Here is a 15,046-nt window from a genome sequence, read left to right as displayed (position 1 = left end):
CCGCCGGGGATCGGGGGACAGCCCTTAGGATCCGCCCATGGCTATCGACCACGGCTACACCTGCTCCTGCTGCGGCGAACACCACACGGAACTCCCGATGGGGTACTCGACCATGGCGCCCGACGTCTGGGACGCGAGCCTGGAGAGCGATCCGGACAGCATGCTCTCCACCGACCAGTGCATCGTCAGGCACGAGCACTACTTCATCAAGGGCCTGATCGAGATACCCGTCCTCGGCAGCGAGGAGCCGTTCTCCTGGGGTGTCTGGGTCTCGCTCAGCCGGGAGAACTTCGCCCGCGCCCTCGATGTGTGGGAGACCCCGGGCCGTGAGGCCGAGAAGCCGTACTTCGGCTGGCTGAGCACCGAGCTGGGGCTGTACTCGCCCCGTACGACCAACCTCAAGACCAACGCCCACACCCGCCCGATCGGCCGGCGCCCCCGCATCGAGCTGGAGCCCACCGACCACCCCCTCGCCGTGGAGCAGCGCACCGGCATCACGCGCGACCGGGTGCGGGAGATCGCCGAAGCGGTGCTGCACGCCGACGACGCCCGCGCCTGAGCGCCCGCGCCCCGCAGGGACCGGCCGCTACCGCTGTTCCCCGAGCCCCGTCCGCAGCTGCACGAAGGCGAGTTCGGCCGACTCGACCGCGTCCGCGTACACCTTTTCCGCGCTCTCCCCCGCGTCGATCCGGCGCCAGTTCTCCAGGGCCAGGATGCGCAGTACGGCGATGATCTGGCCCGCGGCCAGCCTGTCCCGCACCCGACCGCCCAGCGCACGGGCGAGTGCCGCCTCCGAGCGGCTCTGATAGGCGTGCAGGCGGGCGACCAGGGACGGCGTCCCGTACAGCAGCCGCTGGTACGCCAGCACCTGCGGCACATCGCAGAGCCCGGTGACCGGGTCGCCCCGCTCCAGGCCGTCCAGGAAGTTGCGGCGCAGGGCGTCCAGGGGGGACTCGGTGTCCGCACGGGCGGCGACCACGCGGGCCGCCTCGTCCTCGTGGTCGGCGAACCGGTGCAGGACCAGGTCCTCCTTGGCCGGGAAGTACCGGAACAGCGTCGGCTTCGAGATGTCGGCCGCGGCCGCCACCTCCGCCACCGAGACCTTGTCGAAGCCCCGCTCCAAGAACATCGCGATCGCGGCTTCGGAGACCGCCTGATAGGTCAGCCGCTTCTTCCGCTCGCGCAGACTCATCTGCTCGTTCCCGGGCTTCTCTCCGTCCATGACCACGAAGCGTACGCCCCGGACTCCTGCCGGACCCGGTCCCCGGAAGCGGCCGCACACACCCCCGACCGGCCGGGAACCGACAACTGGAGGGGAGCAATCCGCCTGTGTGGGGTGGTGACCGGAGCGAGCCGCGTTGACGCGGCATGCGCACACGGCTCCGCGGCGCCCGGTCCGGCGGAAGGTCTCAGAACATGTCCGGGCACCACGCCCGCCGCCCCGCCCGCAGCATCGTCTCCGCCCGCGCCACCGCGCCCGGTGCGAGCTCCTCGACGCGCCCCAGCGCCGCCAGCCGGGCGGGGGACTCGTCGCCCAGGTAGAGGGTGCCCAACTCCCTTACGTCCAGGGCGAGGTCGGCGTCGGACGTGGTGGGGGTGCAGGTGGCACCGGAGGCGGTGGCTTCGAGGCGGTAGCGGCCGGTGGTCAGGCCCGTGTCGTCGTGGATGTCGAGGGTGAGCGTGCCGGGTACCGCGTAGGTGCGGGCCTCCAGGGCGCGTACGACGTCCAGGACGCGCACCCAGAGCCAGTCCGCCTGGGTCATGATGCGGGCGGCGCGCGGGTCCGGGAGCAGAAGGGGCAGCAGGTCGTCGGGGGCGCGGTAGCCGGAGCGGACCGTGGCGATCCAGTCGATCGAGCAGACGAAGTGCCACAGCGCGCGCTCGGCGGCCGGGGTGACGGCGATCTGCCCGAGCACCGTGGCCCGGTTCAGCGGCTGCTTGGCGTCGCCCCAGTGGCCGTCGGCCCGGTAGACGAGCAGGCCGTCCACCTCGCCGGCCGCGTCGCTGTGGACCGCGTAGAAGGGCTCCGTCCAGGTCCCGGAACCCGGCGCCCCCGGGCCGGGCCGGACCTCTCCGGTGTTCACGGCCCACCAGCGCGCGTCCCGGTTGATCACCCCGTGCTGCCGGGCGCGCAGCCGGTCGTGCAGGGCCGGGCCCAGCTTGCGTACGTCCGCGCCGCTCACCAGGTCGATCCGGCCGCCGTCCCGCTCGGACGGCCCCGGCCGGCGCGGGTCGAGGCCCGCCCTCGGCACGTCGATCTCCCACTGGGTGGTCCAGGCCGCCGGGCCGAAGCCGTACCGCCCGTAGATCGGGTACTCGGCGGCGATCAGCGTGGCGACCACGTCACCGCGCTCCTTCGCCGCCGCGAGGTCCGCGGCCATCATCCGGTTGAGCAGCCCTCGGCGGCGGTGCGTGGGCGAGACCGTGACGTTGGAGATCGCGTCGGCCGGGACCGTCGCGCCGCCGACGACCGTGAGTTCCTGCGCGAAGGTACGGAAGGTGGCCACGCACCGCCCGCCGTCGAACGCGCCCTGTGTGCGGGCGAGATCCGTGTACGGGAGACGCCGTTCCGCCTCCTGTTCCGTCTCCGCCTCCGTCGGTGCGTGCAGGAAACCGGTGTGCTTGGCGCGCAGCCAGTCGGGGAACTCGGCGGCGGTGATCGTACGGACGTCAGGAGCCATGCGGGCCACGCTAGGCACACGGCGCGCGGGATGTCGCCCGGTTTTCCGCCACCTCTGGAACGGGACCGGAGCGGGTCAGAAGGCCGCCCGGATCTCGCCGACCTCCCCGCCACCGCCCAGCAGCGGCGCGTGTCCGATCCGGGAGACCACCGGGGCGTCGATGCCGAGCAGCCGCAGCGCCCGGGCCAGCACCGGCCCGAGCGCCCGCGTCGCCCCGTCGTCGATCTTGAAGGCCAGCGCCCGGCCGTCCGCCAGCGCCACCGCCTGCACCGCCTCGGCGCCCATCTTGGAGAGCGTCCCCGGCACCTCCCGCATCAGCCAGGTGTCGGGGCGACGGGTGCCGGCCACGTACTCGGGGTGGGCCCGCATCGCGTCCCCGACCCGGCGCTCCGCCGTGCCCGGCTCGGCCAGCACGAAGGAGCGGAAGGCCCGCGCCAGGCCCACCAGGCTGATCGCCATGAGCGGCGCCCCGCACCCGTCCGTGCCGACCGCCGTGACCGGCTCGCCGGCCGCCTCCTCGACGACCTGGTGGACCAGTTGCTGGAGCGGGTGCGACGGGTCGAGGTAGGTCTCCCGGTCCCAGCCGTTCGCCGCGCACACCGCGAGCATCGCCGCGTGCTTGCCGGAACAGTTCATGGTGATCGGCTCCCGCACCCGGCCCGCGGCGAGATACGTCTCCGCCTCCGTCGGGTCCAGCGGCAGATCGGGCGGGGTCTGGAGGTCGCCGGGGGTCAGTCCGTGCTCGGCGAGCATCGTGCGGACGAGTTCCAGGTGGAAGTCCTCGCCGGAGTGGCTCGCGGCGGCCAGTGCCAGCCGCTCCCCGGACAGGTCCAGCCCGGCCCGCAGTACGGCCGCGGCCTGCATCGGCTTGTTGGACGAGCGCGGGAAGACCGGCGCCGTCGGATCGCCCAGGGTCCGTTCCACGCTGCCGTCGGCGGCCAGCACGACCAGCGAACCCCGGTGATGGCCCTCCACGAAGCCGGACCGTACGACCTCGGCCAGGACGGGGAGAGCGGGGGATATGGCGGATGGGGCAGCGGGGGCGGCGCTGGAGGTCATGGTGGCCTTCCGGGGACGGGCGGGAACCCGCCCCCGGAAGGATCGCTTCAGGCGAGCAGGTCGTCTACTTGTGCTTCCCCGTCACGGTACCTGCGGGCGATCTCCGCGCTGCAATCGTCAGTGGTGCGTTGCAGTTGGTGACGGCGGCGGGAGACCTGCTGCTCGTAGCGGACCAGGCGCCCCATCGCGGTGTGCAGCTCCTCGTCCGTACGGGCGTCGAGGTCGGAGAGTTCGACCTCGGCGAGCGTCTCCGCGGCCAGCCGGCGGTACTCGTCGCTGCGCGGCGTGGTGAGCGTGACGTGCCGGGCGGAGGAGCGGTGCTGGGACGGGGGGTCGGCGAGGATCTCCGAGAGCCGGTCCACCACCGGTGCCTCCGGATCGAGCCGCCGGGCCAGTTCGGCCCGCAGGATGTCGATCCGGCCCTGGACGAGCCTGCGTACGTAGCTGAGGTCGGCCTCGTCGCGCTGCGAGTCGCGGCGCAGCGTGCGCAGCTCCGGCAGCCGCAGGGCGCCCAGCTCGGGCTGCGGTCCGGCGGACAGGCCGTCCTCCAGTCCGTGACCGGTCCGCTGCACGGGTGGGCGCATGATGCTGGTGCTGGTGCTGGCGCCGGTACGCGTGACCGGTACGGCGCCGGGGGACTGCCCGGTTCCATAGGTACTCATGCTTGTGTCCATCCCCTCGACCGGTGCGTCGGCACACCGCCTTCCGAGCATGGTGCCACTCCGGTGGGGCCTGTGTGGATGCTCTGTACCCGTTCAGCCCAAGATAGGTTGGTCTGTATGCGTGCAGTGATACAGAGGGTGGACGGCGCGAGCGTCACGGTGACCGACAGTGCCGACGGGTCCGGCGGGCCCGAGGTGGTCGGCGAAATCGTCGGCGAGGGGCTGTGTGTGCTGGTGGGAGTCACCCACGGGGACACCCCGGAGAAGGCGGCGCAGCTCGCCCGCAAGCTCTGGTCGCTCCGTGTCCTGGAGGGCGAGAAGTCCTGCTCCGATGTGAATGCACCACTTCTGGTGATTTCGCAGTTCACTCTCTACGGGGACGCCAGGAAGGGCCGCCGGCCCACCTGGAACGCCGCGGCGCCCGGCGAGGTCGCCGAACCGCTGGTGGACGAGGTGGTGAAGCAGCTGCGGGCGCTGGGCGCACAGGTGGGCACGGGCCGGTTCGGAGCGGACATGCGGGTCTCGCTCACGAACCACGGCCCGTTCACCGTCCTCGTCGAGGTCTGAACCGACCGGGTCCGGCCGCGGCGCTACGGCTCGACGACCGTCTCCTGGGACGCGGCCGTGTCCCCCGCGAGCAATTCGGCGTTCACCGCGACGTTCCGCTTGACCAGGGCCAGCGCGATCGGCCCCAGCTCGTGGTGGCGGGCGGACGTGGTGATGAAGCCCAGCTGGCGCCCTTCCGCACCGTCCGCGGCGAGCCGGACCGGTGTGCCGTGTCCGGGCAGCACGACCTCGCTGCCGTCGAGGTGCAGGAAGACCAGCCGGCGCGGCGGCTTGCCCAGGTTCTGCACCCGCGCCACCGTCTCCTGGCCGCGGTAGCAGCCCTTCTGGAGGTGTACGGCGATGCCGATCCAGCCCAGCTCGTGCGGGATCGTGCGGTGGTCGGTCTCGAAGCCGAGGCGCGGGCGGTGCGCCTCCACACGCAGCGCCTCGTACGCCAGGATGCCGGCCACCGGGCCGTGCGCCGCCGCGTACTCCTCCAGGTCGGCGCGGGGCAGGAAGAGGTCCCTGCCGTACGCCGTCTCCCTTACCGTCACGCCGTCCGGGACCTCCGCGATGGAGCCGGCCGGCAGGTACACCACGGCGAAGTCCTCGGTGCGGTCGGCGACTTCGACCCGGTAGAAGAACTTCATGGACTCCAGGTAGGAGACGAGGTCGCCCTGGGTGCCCGGTTCGGCGTGCATCCACACGGTCTCGCCGTCGTCGACGAGGTAGAGGGCGTGCTCGATGTGCCCGTTGGCGCTGAGGATCAGGGCCTCGGTGGCCTGGCCCGGGACGAGTTCGCTGACGTGCTGGGTGAGCAGGAGGTGCAGCCAGGCCAGCCGGTCGCCGCCGGTGACGGTGACGACCGCGCGGTGCGAGAGGTCGACGAGGCCGGAGCCGTCGGCGAGGGCGCGCTGCTCGCGGAACAGGTCGCCGTAGTGCGCGGCGACGCCTTCGTCGCGGCCTTCGGCGGGGACGGCGCCGGGCAGGGACAGCAAGGGGCTCTTCATGCGACCAGCGTACGACGCGGTACGAACGGGGCAGCCGGAGAGGCCCCGGGCCGAAAGGCCTAGGTCTTGGGGCCTGCGGCCCCGGCGGACGTCCGGCCGGCCGCCTCGGGCTCCGCCTCCGCCTTCGCCGTGCACCCGGCACAGCGGCCGAAGATCGCGAAGTGCTTCATGTCCGTCTCGAACCCGAAGCTGTTCTTCAGCTTCGCGGTGAACTCGGCGACGACGTCGACATCGGCCTCGATGACGTCCGTGCAGTCGCGGCAGACCAGATGGATGTGGTGGTGACGGTCGGCCAGGTGGTACGTGGGCGCCCCGTGCCCCAGGTGGGCGTGGCTGACCAGCCCCAGCTCCTCCAGGAGTTCGAGGGTCCGGTAGACGGTGGAGATGTTCACGCCGGACGCGGTCCTGCGGACCTCGCAGAGGATGTCGTCAGGTGTCGCGTGTTCCAGCGTGTCGACGGCTTCCAGGACAAGCTGCCGCTGCGGCGTCAGCCGGTAGCCGCGCTGTCGGAGATCGGTCTTCCAGTCGGTGCTCACCACACGCCCAGTGTAGGACCGGGTGAGCACCCGCCCGCCGACTACTTGAAGAAGGCGATGCCGTCGTCCGGCAGGTCGCCGAGGCTCTTCGCCATCTCCTCGACCTCTTCCGGGGTGACGACCTTCTTCAGGTGCGCCGACATGTACGGACGCAGCTCCACCTCGGGGGTGGCCTTCTCGCCGACCCACATCAGGTCGCTCTTCACATAGCCGTACAGCCGCTTGCCACCGCTGTACGGGCCGGAGGCCGCGGTCCGGGCCACCGCGTCGGTGACCAGGTCGATCTGCGGCTTCTTGTCGGCCAGCTCGCCGTACCAGATCTCGATGACGCCCTGGTCGCGGGACATGACGACCTCGACCTTGCGGTCCTTGTCGATGCGCCAGTAGCCGGACTCCGACTCCAGCGGCCTGACCTTCTTGCCCTCGGAGTCGAGCACCCAGGTGTGCGAGACGTACTCCAGGAAGTCCCGGCCGTCGTGACCGAAGGAGACTTCCTGGCCGAAGTTGCACTGCTCGGCGCCGGGGAAGTCGGAGACACCCGCGCCCGCCCAGTTGCCGAGAAGGAAGGCCAGCGGGACGAGGTCCGGGTGGAGGTCGGACGGGATCTCGATCATGAGCGGCTCAGGCGATCTGTGAGGTGGGGCGGGAGCGGACGGAGGCGGGGACCGGGAAGGAGGACGGTCAGCGCTGACCCTGGTACAGCTTCTTCACGGTCACGGCGGCGAAGGCGAGCACGCCGACGCAGACCAGGACCAGCAGGGCGGAGAAGAATGCCTCAAGCACGGGAACTCCTTGCAACGAGCGTTATGGCAGCAGTACGGGGCCGGGCCCCAGCCTAATGGGTTGGGGCCCGGCCCGCCGGTCCGGGGTTTGCCCGGGGACCGGCGGGGGGGGGCGGGTCAGCCCAGCAGCTGGTTCTGCAGGATCACCGTCTGGTGGAAGGGGACGCTCCGGGTGCCCTCCTTGCCCTTGCGGGACTGGACGACGAGGGCGAGCGTGTCACCGGCGACCACATAGCCCTGGCGGACCTGCGCCTCGCCGAACGGCTTCGCCTCGTCGAACACGTAGGACGAAGTGCCCGGCACCTTGCCGCCGCCGCTCCAGCCCTCGTCGAGAACGGACTCGGGCGCCCCGACGAGCGGCACCTCGGATCCGCTGACGGCGATCGAGTCCATGAAGCCCTGGGCGAAGGCCGTCGAGTTGAACCGGACGAGGTAGATCCGGGTCGATGTGCCGTCCGGCATGGTCCAGCCGCGGGCGGCGATGTGGCGCGGTGCCGAGTCGTCGAGCAGCCGCCCGAGGTCGGCGCGCTCACTCTTCTCGTACTCGGAGAGGTACCGCTCCGCGCTCACCCAGCCGCCGTCGAGCTTCTTGTCCACGGTCGCTCCGGCCGGGGCGGGCAGCAGCAGACGCCGCAGGTCGGCGTGGTGGATCTCGGCGACATTGCCGTCGCTGTACGGGCGGGGCGAGCCGGCCGGGAGTGCGGGCAGGGTGAGTTCGGGGTAGTCCCAGCGGCCGTCGCTCCCGGTGGCCAGACCGGGCACGTCGGTGCGCTCCATCGAGGTGATGCCGAAGGCCGTACCGGCGCCGAGCCCCCCGAGGACCAGGGCGGCGACGGTCCACCGTGCGACGGCCCGCAGCACCCGCCGCGGCGGCTTCGGCGCCGGTGGTACGGCTGTGTCCCCGGCGGGTGCGACGTCCTCGGCGGGCACGGTCGCGGCGGGCGTTTCCGTCGTCTGCTCGGTCATACGTACTCCCCCGGGGACGCGATGTGGTCGAGCTGGTCCTTCAGGAGTTCGGCGACGGCCTTCCGGTCGAACGGCCTGGTGCCGGACGCCGAGAGGCTGATGCTCAGCTCGCCGTCGTACGCCAGGCAGTTCATCGACTCGATGTCGTCCTTGCTGCCCTTGCGCAGGACGTAGCACCTGGCGTTCCTCGTGTGCCCCTTGATCTTCGGCTCCGTGCGGAAGATGCCGATGGCCTCGAAGAGGCCGGTCCTGAACGTGTAGAGGTTCCGGACGGCCCTCTTGTCCTTCATCCGCATGATCTCGGTGCTGATCGCCAGGGTGTTGGCGTCCCCGGTATAGGAACGGGTGGCGATGCCCTCGATACGGAGCTTGTCGATCCGCTTCTCGTAGGCCCGGCGCTCCTTGCCCGCGAGACCGCGGGCGTTCTGCTTCATGGCGGCGGTCGCCTTCTTGCCGCTCTGCTCGCCGTCGTTGCCCAGCTCCCCGTTGTCGGGGCCGAGCCGGTAGCCGGCCGGGACCGGCAGCAGCAGCTTGCTGAGCTTGGTGGAGGCCCGGCCCCGGGCCACGTCACCGGCCGGGTCCTTGCCGGGCTTGTGCGCGGGCTCCTCCCAGAGGCGGGTCCCGGCACTGCGGTCGGCGCCGTCCACCGAGCTCTTGGTGTACGCGGCCGCGCCCGCGACCGCGGCGGCCACCAGCACGACGGGAAGCGCCAGGACGATCACCCGGCGCGCCCGGCCGGACGCAGCGGTCCCGGGGGCGGCGGTCGCGCGGGCGTCGGCGTTCTCGTCGGGTGCGGTCACCTGTGTGGTCTCGTCGTTCACAGGCGCTCCAGCTGTCTCTCGGCCAACGTCCGGATGTCCTTCTTGCTGATCGGTGCGGTGTCGTAGAGGTGGATGTCGGCCGCGATGTCGCCTCGGTACACGGTGGCCCTCGCGTGGTAGGACGGCAGGTAGCCCGGCTTCCGCTCCGCCTCGTAGAGGTAGTAGCGGCCGTTGCCGCTGCCCTTGATCGCGTCGCCGCTGTTGCCCGCGCCGATCTCGGATCCGGACATGTACGCGAGCTGGCCCTCGGCGAAGTCCTGGGCCCCCTGGACGGTTCCCGAGCCGAACTGCACGAGGTAGATCTCAGCGGTGCGGTACTGCCCGCGCTTCCAGGCCGCGCCCGCGATCCGGCGTATGTCGTACTCCAGGAAGTACTCGTACATGGAGCCCTCCTCCTTGTAGCAGCAGCGGGCGTAGACGTCCGGGGCCACATAGCCGTCGCCGAGGTCCAGCACCGAGTCGTCGTCGCTCCAGCCCGCGGGCCTGTCCGCGAGCAGCTTGCGCAAATCTCCGTCCGTCCTGACCCGGCGGTCCCGGGACGCGGGCAGCGGGTCGGGGGCCTTGCCCGGGGGCAGCGCCTTCGCCGGGTACGCCAGACCGGGCTGCGACAGGGCGGGCAGCGGGGTCGGGGCGCGCTTGGCCTGCACGTCGTAGCCCACGGCGGTGCCGCCCGCGATGCCGAGCACCGCGGCGGCGAGGACGATCAGCGCCGTACGCCCGCGCGGACGCTTCGCGACGGGCTCGGTGACCGGTGCGGCCAGGGGCTCGGGCTCGGCGACCGGTGCGGCCTCGGGCTCGGCGACAGGCGCCGGCCCGTCAGAAATGGTGTCTTTCGGTTCCAATTGGGGTCCCCCCACGAGACCAGAAGCGCTGATTCCGTTATCCGCGCACACACCTGACTGTCACGGGGGAGCCGAGGTTGCCCGCTCGACGATTACAGTTCGGCATATGCCGAAGAAGCTCGTGATCAAGGTGACCGCAGGTGCCGACTCCGCCGAGCGCTGCTCGCAGGCGTTCACGGTGGCCGCGGTCGCCGTCGCCAGTGGCGTGGAGGTCTCGCTCTGGCTGACCGGGGAGTCCTCGTGGTTCGCGCTGCCGGGGCGTGCCGCCGAGTTCGAACTGCCGCATGCCGCGCCGCTGCCGGATCTGATCGAGTCGATCCAGGCGGGCGGGCGGATCACCCTGTGCACGCAGTGCGCGGCCCGACGTGACATCACCGAACAGGACGTCCTGGAGGGCGTGCGGATCGCCGGTGCCCAGGTCTTCGTCAGCGAGATCATGGCCGACGGCGTCCAGGCCCTCGTCTACTGACGCGGGAGCGTCACCGCCGCTTCTTGCCGTCGAGTTCGTCCCACCACTCGTCGGACTTCGGGTCGCCGGACGGATCGTCCCACCAGCGGTCCTCCGGCCCCCGCCGGTTGGCGACCATGGCCGCGACGGGCGGGATGACCATCGCGACGAGGCACATCGCTATCGCGGCCGGCATCGACCACAGCCTGACGAACGACCAGGCCGATACGAAGAGGACGATGCAGGCCCCCATCATCAGGAAATAGCCGCGACGGCGTCGCGTGTACATGCCTCCAGGGTAGGTCCCGGGGCCGCCCGTGCGAACGGCGCGCACCCGCCCGGACGGCGCGAAGGGCCGTACCCCGTTCAGGAAGGCGTCCAACCCCCTGGGGCACGGCCCTTCGGCCGATCTGTGTCGCGGCATGCGGACCGCGGCGGGACCTGCTCGTACCAGCGGAACCTGCTCGTACCAGCGGGACCTGCTCGTACTAGACGGCGATCGCGACCTCGGAGAGGCCACCGGTCTGCGCCACGACCGTGCGGTCGGCGCTGCCGCCCGGGACGAGGGCGCGCAGCGTCCACGTGCCCTCGGCCGCGTAGAAGCGGAACTGTCCGGTCGCCGAGGTCGGGACCTCGGCGGTGAACTCGCCGGTCGAGTCCAGCAGGCGCACGTAGCCGGTGACGGGCTCGCCGTCGCGGGTCACGCTGCCCTGGATGGTGGTCTCACCGGGCTTGATGGTCGAAGCGTCGGGGCCGCCGGCCTTTGCTCCACACATGGTGTCTCGTCCTTCTGGGTCGGGGTCGTGCTGATCCGGGTCGTGCGGAGTTACTGGTTGGCGCCGAGCTCGATCGGCACACCCACGAGGGAGCCGTACTCGGTCCACGAACCGTCGTAGTTCTTGACGTTCTCCTGGCCGAGCAGCTCGTGCAGCACGAACCAGGTGAGCGCGGAGCGCTCGCCGATGCGGCAGTACGCGATGGTGTCCTTCGCCAGGTCGACCTGCTCGGCCTCGTACAGGGCCTTGAGCTCCTCGTCCGACTTGAAGGTGCCGTCGTCGTTGGCGTTCTTCGACCACGGGATGTTGCGGGCGCTCGGCACGTGGCCGGGGCGCTGGGACTGCTCCTGCGGGAGGTGCGCCGGGGCGAGCAGCTTGCCGCTGAACTCGTCGGGCGAACGCACGTCGACCAGGTTCAGGCTGCCGATCGCCTTCACGACGTCGTCGCGGTAGGCGCGGATCGACTCGTCCTGCGGCTGGGCCTTGTACTCGGTGGCCGGGCGGGACGGGATCTGGTCGCCGTCGACCAGGTCGCGGGAGTCGAGCTCCCACTTCTTGCGGCCGCCGTCGAGCAGGCGGACGTCCTGGTGGCCGTAGAGCTTGAAGTACCAGAACGCGTAGGACGCGAACCAGTTGTTGTTGCCGCCGTACAGGACGACCGTGGTGTCGTTGCCGATGCCCTTCTCGGACAGCAGCTTCTCGAACCCGGCCTGGTCGATGAAGTCACGGCGGACCGGGTCCTGGAGGTCCTTGGTCCAGTCGATCCGGATCGCGTTCTTGATGTGGTTCTTCTCGTACGCCGAGGTGTCCTCGTCGACCTCGACGAGAGCGACCTTCGGGTCGTCGATGCGGGCCTCGACCCAGTCGGCGTCTACCAGGACGTCACTGCGGCTCATTCTGTTCTCCTCCGGGGCAGTCTGCGGCGAGATGATGCGAGACGGTGCGTGATGCGGGTGCACGGCGGCGCGGCGTGCGGCACACGTGCAACGGCGATCGGGATGGGCCCTGACGTCGGTCGAAGGGCCGGGGGAACGCGGGGCGCCGAGGGCGCGGGCTCCCGCTCAGACAGTGCGACAGAGCATGGCGGCGACGCGGCACAGGTCCACTGCCCGCCGCTTCGTGAGATCCGCCCGTCCCCGCTGTGGGAGACCGCCAATAGAGCACTGCATGGGACCGATCGTAGGGAGGTACGGTCGGAGATGTCACCGTCGTGTCGAATCCTGAGACACGATCGCCCGCCATGCGAGACGTGAATGGGGTCCGGGCATCTCCCGCGCGACTCCCGTGCCGTCGGCGGCCGTCGGCCATCTACGGATCGGACATCGCCGTCTCAGTATGTGGCGCGCCGGGGCGTCGAAGCGCGCGGCGCGCGGGATACGGCCCGCCGGACGGGGCGGTGCGCCTATGCGGCGAGCTTCACGTCCGTGCCCGTCACGGAGATCTCCAGGCCGTCGGCGGTCGGCTGGATCCTCTGGAGCTTCAGGCCGCTCGGCAGGCCGCCGACCTCCCGGTCGAAGTCGGTCTTCTGGCGGACCAGCCCCTCCAGCCCGGGGATGCCCTCGCCCGGCACCTTGTCCGCGTGCACCCGGAGGGTGTGGCCGTCGACCAGGGTGACGGTGGAGAGCACGCTCCGCGAGACCGGGTTGCCGAGGACGTCGACCGTGCCGGTCACCTTCACCTTGTTGTTGCCGCCGTACTCGACGGCGACGCCGTCGCTGGCGGCCTTGGTGAGGTCCTCGTACGAGATGACGGCGGTGCCCGTGGCCCGGGCGGCGGTGGCGCTGGTGTAGCCGTCGGCGAGCTGCACGTCGTGCAGCTCGGCGTTCATCCTGCTGATCCGGAGCCGGCGGCCGTTGGCGGCGGTCTCGATGCCGGTGATCTCGACATCGACCTCGTCGAGCCGGTCATCGGCGATCTGCGTCAGGAACGGGAATCCCTTGATGGAGACGTCCGTCGAGCCGATCGTGGCGTCCGTGATCCGGATCCGCCCGGCGGCCTCCGACTCGACGAAGTACACCGCAGCCCGGTCGACGGCGACGAAGATCCCGCCCAGGACCACCACGATGACCAGCAGTATCCGCAGTGCACGCATGCCCGCTCTTTCCCCCACCCTGCATTCCGGCCGGACCCCCGGCGCCCCGCACGTCCGGATGAATGTGCGCGGCGCCCCGGGTGATCGACGAGCAGGCACCCCTCTTCGGTTCCCGGGGCGCTTCGGCCCTCCGTTACGAGAGTGCGCGGCCGAGCAGGTACACGGCGGGCGCCGCGGCGGTGAGCGGCAGTGCCACACCGGCGGTCATGTGGACGAAGCGCGACGGGTAGTCGTAGCTGGCCACCCGCAGCCCGATCAGCGCGCAGACACCCGCCGCGAGGCCGAGCAGCGCGCCCTTCGTGCCCAGGTCGGTGAGCGAGCCGGCCACGGCGCCACCGCCCGTCGCGGCGAGCAGCGCCACCACGACCGAGGCCGGTCCGGGCAGCGGCAGCGCGCGGACCAGCACGGCGACCGCGACGGCCACCGCGCCCACCGTCACCGCGTCCGGGACCGCCGCGAGGTGTCCGGCGGCCAGGACCGAGAGGGCGGCCGACGCGACGGTGGCCATCAGCCCCTCCATCCGCTCGTCGGCGCCCGCGTGGCTGCGCAGCTGGAGGACCACGGTGAGCAGCACCCAGACGCCGAGGGTGCCGAGGATGGCGGCCGGTCCGTTCTCCCGGCCCGCGGCGAGCAGCGCGACGTCGGCGACGAGGCCGCCCGCGAAGGCCAGCGCGATGCCCTGCCGGGCCGGCCACATCCCGTTGAGCCGGAACCAGCCGGCCGCGGTCACGGCCTGGAGCAGCACGAGGGGCACGACCAGGGCGTACTGCCCGATCGCGGCGCCCAGGGCGAGCAGCAGCCCGAGTCCGGCGGTGATCCCGGCGGGCTGCATGCCGGGCGGGATGATCGGCGAGCGGCCCTCGGCGCGGGCGCGCTGGGCGTCGGTGATCCGGCTGTTGCCCAGGGTGGTGGGGGCGCTGTAGCCGGTGGTGCCGTGTGCGGGTGCGGCCGCGGCGACCGGCTCGGCGGCGGGAGGCGCCGCCGGTGCCTCGGGCGGCAGCGGGTACGAGCCCGAGGCGCCCTGCGGCGGCAACGGGGGCGCCAGGTAGGCCGTCTCGTCGACGGCCGGACCGGGCCCGGCGGGCTGGGAGGGCTGCCCGGGCTGGGAAGGCTGCGCGGGCTGGGCGGACTGGAGGACCGGCTGGTACTGGGTGTCCCAGGTCTGGCCCTCCCAGGTCTGCGCGACCGCGGGGTCCTGGTCGTGGGCCACGGGCGCGGCGGGCTCCTGCGCGTACCCGTGCGGCCAGCCCTGGCCGGGGTGCGTCTGCGGTGCCTGCTGCGGGGCTCCGTACGAGGGATACGAGGGCTGCTCCCCGTACTGCTGCTGCCCGTACGGCTGCGCGCCCTGGGCCTCGCCGCCGTACGACTGGTCACCGTAGGACTGATCGCCGTACGGCTGCGCACCGTAGGCCTGCGCACCGTAGGCCTGATCGCCGTACGGCTGCGGCTGCGGCTGCCCGCCGTTCGACGGGTCGTGGCCGGGACCGTACCCGTGGCGCGGGTCCTGTCCGTACGGATATTGCTGATCGTTGCTGCTGCTCATGTTCTGCGGTTCACCCTCCTGCGAACGGCGGGAGCACCTCGACCGTGCCGCCCTCGGCAAGCCGTACGGTCTCATGGCCGCGGGTCCCCACGGGGTCACCGTCGATCAGGAACGAGCACCTTTGCAGCACTCGGGTGAGCTCTCCGGGGTGCCGTTCACGCACCGCGTCGAGCGCCTCGGCGAGGGTCGCAGCCGTGTACGGCTCCTCCGCGGTCCCGGCCGCGGCCTTGGCGGCGGCCCAGTAGCGGATCGTTACCGCAGGCATGGCGCCACTCCTCTCGT

General features: G+C 71.7%; 20 protein-coding genes. 3 read left to right on the top strand and 17 right to left on the bottom strand.

Annotated features, from left to right (window positions below):
* Window positions 1–97 precede the first annotated feature (97 nt).
* Complete coding sequence (locus AB0D53_RS24555; protein WP_362450248.1) at window positions 98–559, top strand: DUF2199 domain-containing protein; 462 nt, start codon at window positions 98–100, stop codon at window positions 557–559.
* A 27-nt stretch (window positions 560–586) separates the two neighbouring features.
* Here the strand turns inward: AB0D53_RS24555 and AB0D53_RS24550 are convergent, their stop codons facing one another.
* From AB0D53_RS24550 to AB0D53_RS24535, 4 genes are all read right to left on the bottom strand, one after another.
* Window positions 587–1,222 carry a TetR family transcriptional regulator gene (locus AB0D53_RS24550; RefSeq protein WP_329814363.1) on the bottom strand — a complete coding sequence of 212 codons (636 nt, stop codon included), beginning with the start codon at window positions 1,220–1,222 and terminating at the stop codon, window positions 587–589.
* Window positions 1,223–1,409: 187 nt separating this feature from the next.
* A complete protein-coding gene (locus AB0D53_RS24545; RefSeq protein ID WP_362450037.1) occupies window positions 1,410–2,681 on the bottom strand; it encodes a GNAT family N-acetyltransferase in 1,272 nt (423 codons plus the stop codon).
* A 75-nt stretch (window positions 2,682–2,756) separates the two neighbouring features.
* On the bottom strand, window positions 2,757–3,740 hold the full coding sequence (locus tag AB0D53_RS24540; RefSeq protein ID WP_362450035.1) for an asparaginase: 984 nt from the start codon (window positions 3,738–3,740) through the stop codon (window positions 2,757–2,759).
* A 47-nt stretch (window positions 3,741–3,787) separates the two neighbouring features.
* On the bottom strand, window positions 3,788–4,402 hold the full coding sequence (locus AB0D53_RS24535; RefSeq protein WP_362450033.1) for an ABC transporter substrate-binding protein: 615 nt from the start codon (window positions 4,400–4,402) through the stop codon (window positions 3,788–3,790).
* 117 nt (window positions 4,403–4,519) lie between these two features.
* Between AB0D53_RS24535 and dtd the strand changes: the two genes are divergently transcribed.
* The gene (gene dtd, locus AB0D53_RS24530; protein ID WP_329814367.1) at window positions 4,520–4,969 is read left to right on the top strand and encodes a D-aminoacyl-tRNA deacylase; all 450 of its coding nucleotides are present in this window, start codon (window positions 4,520–4,522) and stop codon (window positions 4,967–4,969) included.
* 23 nt (window positions 4,970–4,992) lie between these two features.
* On the opposite strand, the gene AB0D53_RS24525 is transcribed toward dtd, so the two are convergent.
* The 6 genes from AB0D53_RS24525 to AB0D53_RS24500 all read right to left on the bottom strand — a co-directional run bounded on the left by AB0D53_RS24525 (window position 4,993) and on the right by AB0D53_RS24500 (window position 9,905).
* Window positions 4,993–5,958, bottom strand: a complete 966-nt coding sequence (locus AB0D53_RS24525) for a folate-binding protein (RefSeq protein WP_362450030.1) — start codon at window positions 5,956–5,958, stop codon at window positions 4,993–4,995.
* Between the two features lie 59 nt (window positions 5,959–6,017).
* Window positions 6,018–6,497 carry a transcriptional repressor gene (locus AB0D53_RS24520; protein WP_362450028.1) on the bottom strand — a complete coding sequence of 160 codons (480 nt, stop codon included), beginning with the start codon at window positions 6,495–6,497 and terminating at the stop codon, window positions 6,018–6,020.
* Window positions 6,498–6,535: 38 nt separating this feature from the next.
* Window positions 6,536–7,108 carry an FABP family protein gene (locus tag AB0D53_RS24515; RefSeq protein ID WP_362450025.1) on the bottom strand — a complete coding sequence of 191 codons (573 nt, stop codon included), beginning with the start codon at window positions 7,106–7,108 and terminating at the stop codon, window positions 6,536–6,538.
* A 285-nt stretch (window positions 7,109–7,393) separates the two neighbouring features.
* Entirely contained in the window at window positions 7,394–8,242 is an 849-nt protein-coding gene (locus AB0D53_RS24510; protein ID WP_362450023.1) for a hypothetical protein, read from the bottom strand.
* The gene (locus tag AB0D53_RS24505; protein WP_362450021.1) at window positions 8,239–9,063 is read right to left on the bottom strand and encodes a hypothetical protein; all 825 of its coding nucleotides are present in this window, start codon (window positions 9,061–9,063) and stop codon (window positions 8,239–8,241) included. Before AB0D53_RS24505 ends, AB0D53_RS24510 begins: the two co-directional genes overlap by 4 nt.
* Window positions 9,060–9,905, bottom strand: a complete 846-nt coding sequence (locus AB0D53_RS24500; RefSeq protein WP_362450019.1) for a hypothetical protein — start codon at window positions 9,903–9,905, stop codon at window positions 9,060–9,062. Before AB0D53_RS24500 ends, AB0D53_RS24505 begins: the two co-directional genes overlap by 4 nt.
* A 106-nt stretch (window positions 9,906–10,011) precedes the next feature.
* On the opposite strand from AB0D53_RS24500, the gene AB0D53_RS24495 reads away from it, so the two are divergent.
* Complete coding sequence (locus tag AB0D53_RS24495) at window positions 10,012–10,374, top strand: DsrE family protein (RefSeq protein WP_124717294.1); 363 nt, start codon at window positions 10,012–10,014, stop codon at window positions 10,372–10,374.
* Window positions 10,375–10,384: 10 nt separating this feature from the next.
* Here the strand turns inward: AB0D53_RS24495 and AB0D53_RS24490 are convergent, their stop codons facing one another.
* The 7 genes from AB0D53_RS24490 to AB0D53_RS24460 form a co-directional block, all read right to left on the bottom strand.
* A complete protein-coding gene (locus AB0D53_RS24490; RefSeq protein WP_362450017.1) occupies window positions 10,385–10,642 on the bottom strand; it encodes a DUF3099 domain-containing protein in 258 nt (85 codons plus the stop codon).
* 199 nt (window positions 10,643–10,841) lie between these two features.
* The gene (locus tag AB0D53_RS24485; RefSeq protein WP_018490348.1) at window positions 10,842–11,129 is read right to left on the bottom strand and encodes a DUF1416 domain-containing protein; all 288 of its coding nucleotides are present in this window, start codon (window positions 11,127–11,129) and stop codon (window positions 10,842–10,844) included.
* 50 nt (window positions 11,130–11,179) lie between these two features.
* Window positions 11,180–12,025, bottom strand: coding sequence for a sulfurtransferase (locus AB0D53_RS24480; RefSeq protein WP_362450014.1), 846 nt, complete (start codon window positions 12,023–12,025; stop codon window positions 11,180–11,182).
* 165 nt (window positions 12,026–12,190) lie between these two features.
* Window positions 12,191–12,298, bottom strand: coding sequence for a putative leader peptide (locus AB0D53_RS24475; RefSeq protein WP_350983699.1), 108 nt, complete (start codon window positions 12,296–12,298; stop codon window positions 12,191–12,193).
* A gap of 233 nt (window positions 12,299–12,531) precedes the next feature.
* The gene (locus AB0D53_RS24470) at window positions 12,532–13,221 is read right to left on the bottom strand and encodes a DUF2993 domain-containing protein (RefSeq protein WP_362450010.1); all 690 of its coding nucleotides are present in this window, start codon (window positions 13,219–13,221) and stop codon (window positions 12,532–12,534) included.
* Window positions 13,222–13,354: 133 nt separating this feature from the next.
* A complete protein-coding gene (locus AB0D53_RS24465) occupies window positions 13,355–14,764 on the bottom strand; it encodes a hypothetical protein (protein ID WP_362450008.1) in 1,410 nt (469 codons plus the stop codon).
* 10 nt (window positions 14,765–14,774) lie between these two features.
* Window positions 14,775–15,029, bottom strand: a complete 255-nt coding sequence (locus tag AB0D53_RS24460; RefSeq protein WP_072488004.1) for a MoaD/ThiS family protein — start codon at window positions 15,027–15,029, stop codon at window positions 14,775–14,777.
* Window positions 15,030–15,046: the final 17 nt, after the last annotated feature.

The sequence above is a fragment of the Streptomyces sp. NPDC048295 genome (assembly GCF_040652135.1).
Classification (GTDB): domain Bacteria; phylum Actinomycetota; class Actinomycetes; order Streptomycetales; family Streptomycetaceae; genus Streptomyces.
Note: the sequence above shows the minus strand (reverse complement) of the source record. Positions and strands in the feature narration are given on the sequence as shown.

What these genes read in the sequence shown, in the direction of transcription:
- AB0D53_RS24555 (WP_362450248.1), top strand. Translation starts at nt 98, where the DNA reads ATGGGGTACTCGACCATGGCGCCCGACGTCTGGGACGCGAGCCTGGAG.
- AB0D53_RS24550 (WP_329814363.1), bottom strand. Translation starts at nt 1,222, where the DNA reads ATGGACGGAGAGAAGCCCGGGAACGAGCAGATGAGTCTGCGCGAGCGG.
- AB0D53_RS24545 (WP_362450037.1), bottom strand. Translation starts at nt 2,681, where the DNA reads ATGGCTCCTGACGTCCGTACGATCACCGCCGCCGAGTTCCCCGACTGG.
- AB0D53_RS24540 (WP_362450035.1), bottom strand. Translation starts at nt 3,740, where the DNA reads ATGACCTCCAGCGCCGCCCCCGCTGCCCCATCCGCCATATCCCCCGCT.
- AB0D53_RS24535 (WP_362450033.1), bottom strand. Translation starts at nt 4,402, where the DNA reads ATGAGTACCTATGGAACCGGGCAGTCCCCCGGCGCCGTACCGGTCACG.
- dtd (WP_329814367.1), top strand. Translation starts at nt 4,520, where the DNA reads ATGCGTGCAGTGATACAGAGGGTGGACGGCGCGAGCGTCACGGTGACC.
- AB0D53_RS24525 (WP_362450030.1), bottom strand. Translation starts at nt 5,958, where the DNA reads ATGAAGAGCCCCTTGCTGTCCCTGCCCGGCGCCGTCCCCGCCGAAGGC.
- AB0D53_RS24515 (WP_362450025.1), bottom strand. Translation starts at nt 7,108, where the DNA reads ATGATCGAGATCCCGTCCGACCTCCACCCGGACCTCGTCCCGCTGGCC.
- AB0D53_RS24510 (WP_362450023.1), bottom strand. Translation starts at nt 8,242, where the DNA reads ATGACCGAGCAGACGACGGAAACGCCCGCCGCGACCGTGCCCGCCGAG.
- AB0D53_RS24495 (WP_124717294.1), top strand. Translation starts at nt 10,012, where the DNA reads ATGCCGAAGAAGCTCGTGATCAAGGTGACCGCAGGTGCCGACTCCGCC.
- AB0D53_RS24490 (WP_362450017.1), bottom strand. Translation starts at nt 10,642, where the DNA reads ATGTACACGCGACGCCGTCGCGGCTATTTCCTGATGATGGGGGCCTGC.
- AB0D53_RS24485 (WP_018490348.1), bottom strand. Translation starts at nt 11,129, where the DNA reads ATGTGTGGAGCAAAGGCCGGCGGCCCCGACGCTTCGACCATCAAGCCC.
- AB0D53_RS24480 (WP_362450014.1), bottom strand. Translation starts at nt 12,025, where the DNA reads ATGAGCCGCAGTGACGTCCTGGTAGACGCCGACTGGGTCGAGGCCCGC.
- AB0D53_RS24475 (WP_350983699.1), bottom strand. Translation starts at nt 12,298, where the DNA reads ATGCAGTGCTCTATTGGCGGTCTCCCACAGCGGGGACGGGCGGATCTC.
- AB0D53_RS24470 (WP_362450010.1), bottom strand. Translation starts at nt 13,221, where the DNA reads ATGCGTGCACTGCGGATACTGCTGGTCATCGTGGTGGTCCTGGGCGGG.
- AB0D53_RS24465 (WP_362450008.1), bottom strand. Translation starts at nt 14,764, where the DNA reads ATGAGCAGCAGCAACGATCAGCAATATCCGTACGGACAGGACCCGCGC.
- AB0D53_RS24460 (WP_072488004.1), bottom strand. Translation starts at nt 15,029, where the DNA reads ATGCCTGCGGTAACGATCCGCTACTGGGCCGCCGCCAAGGCCGCGGCC.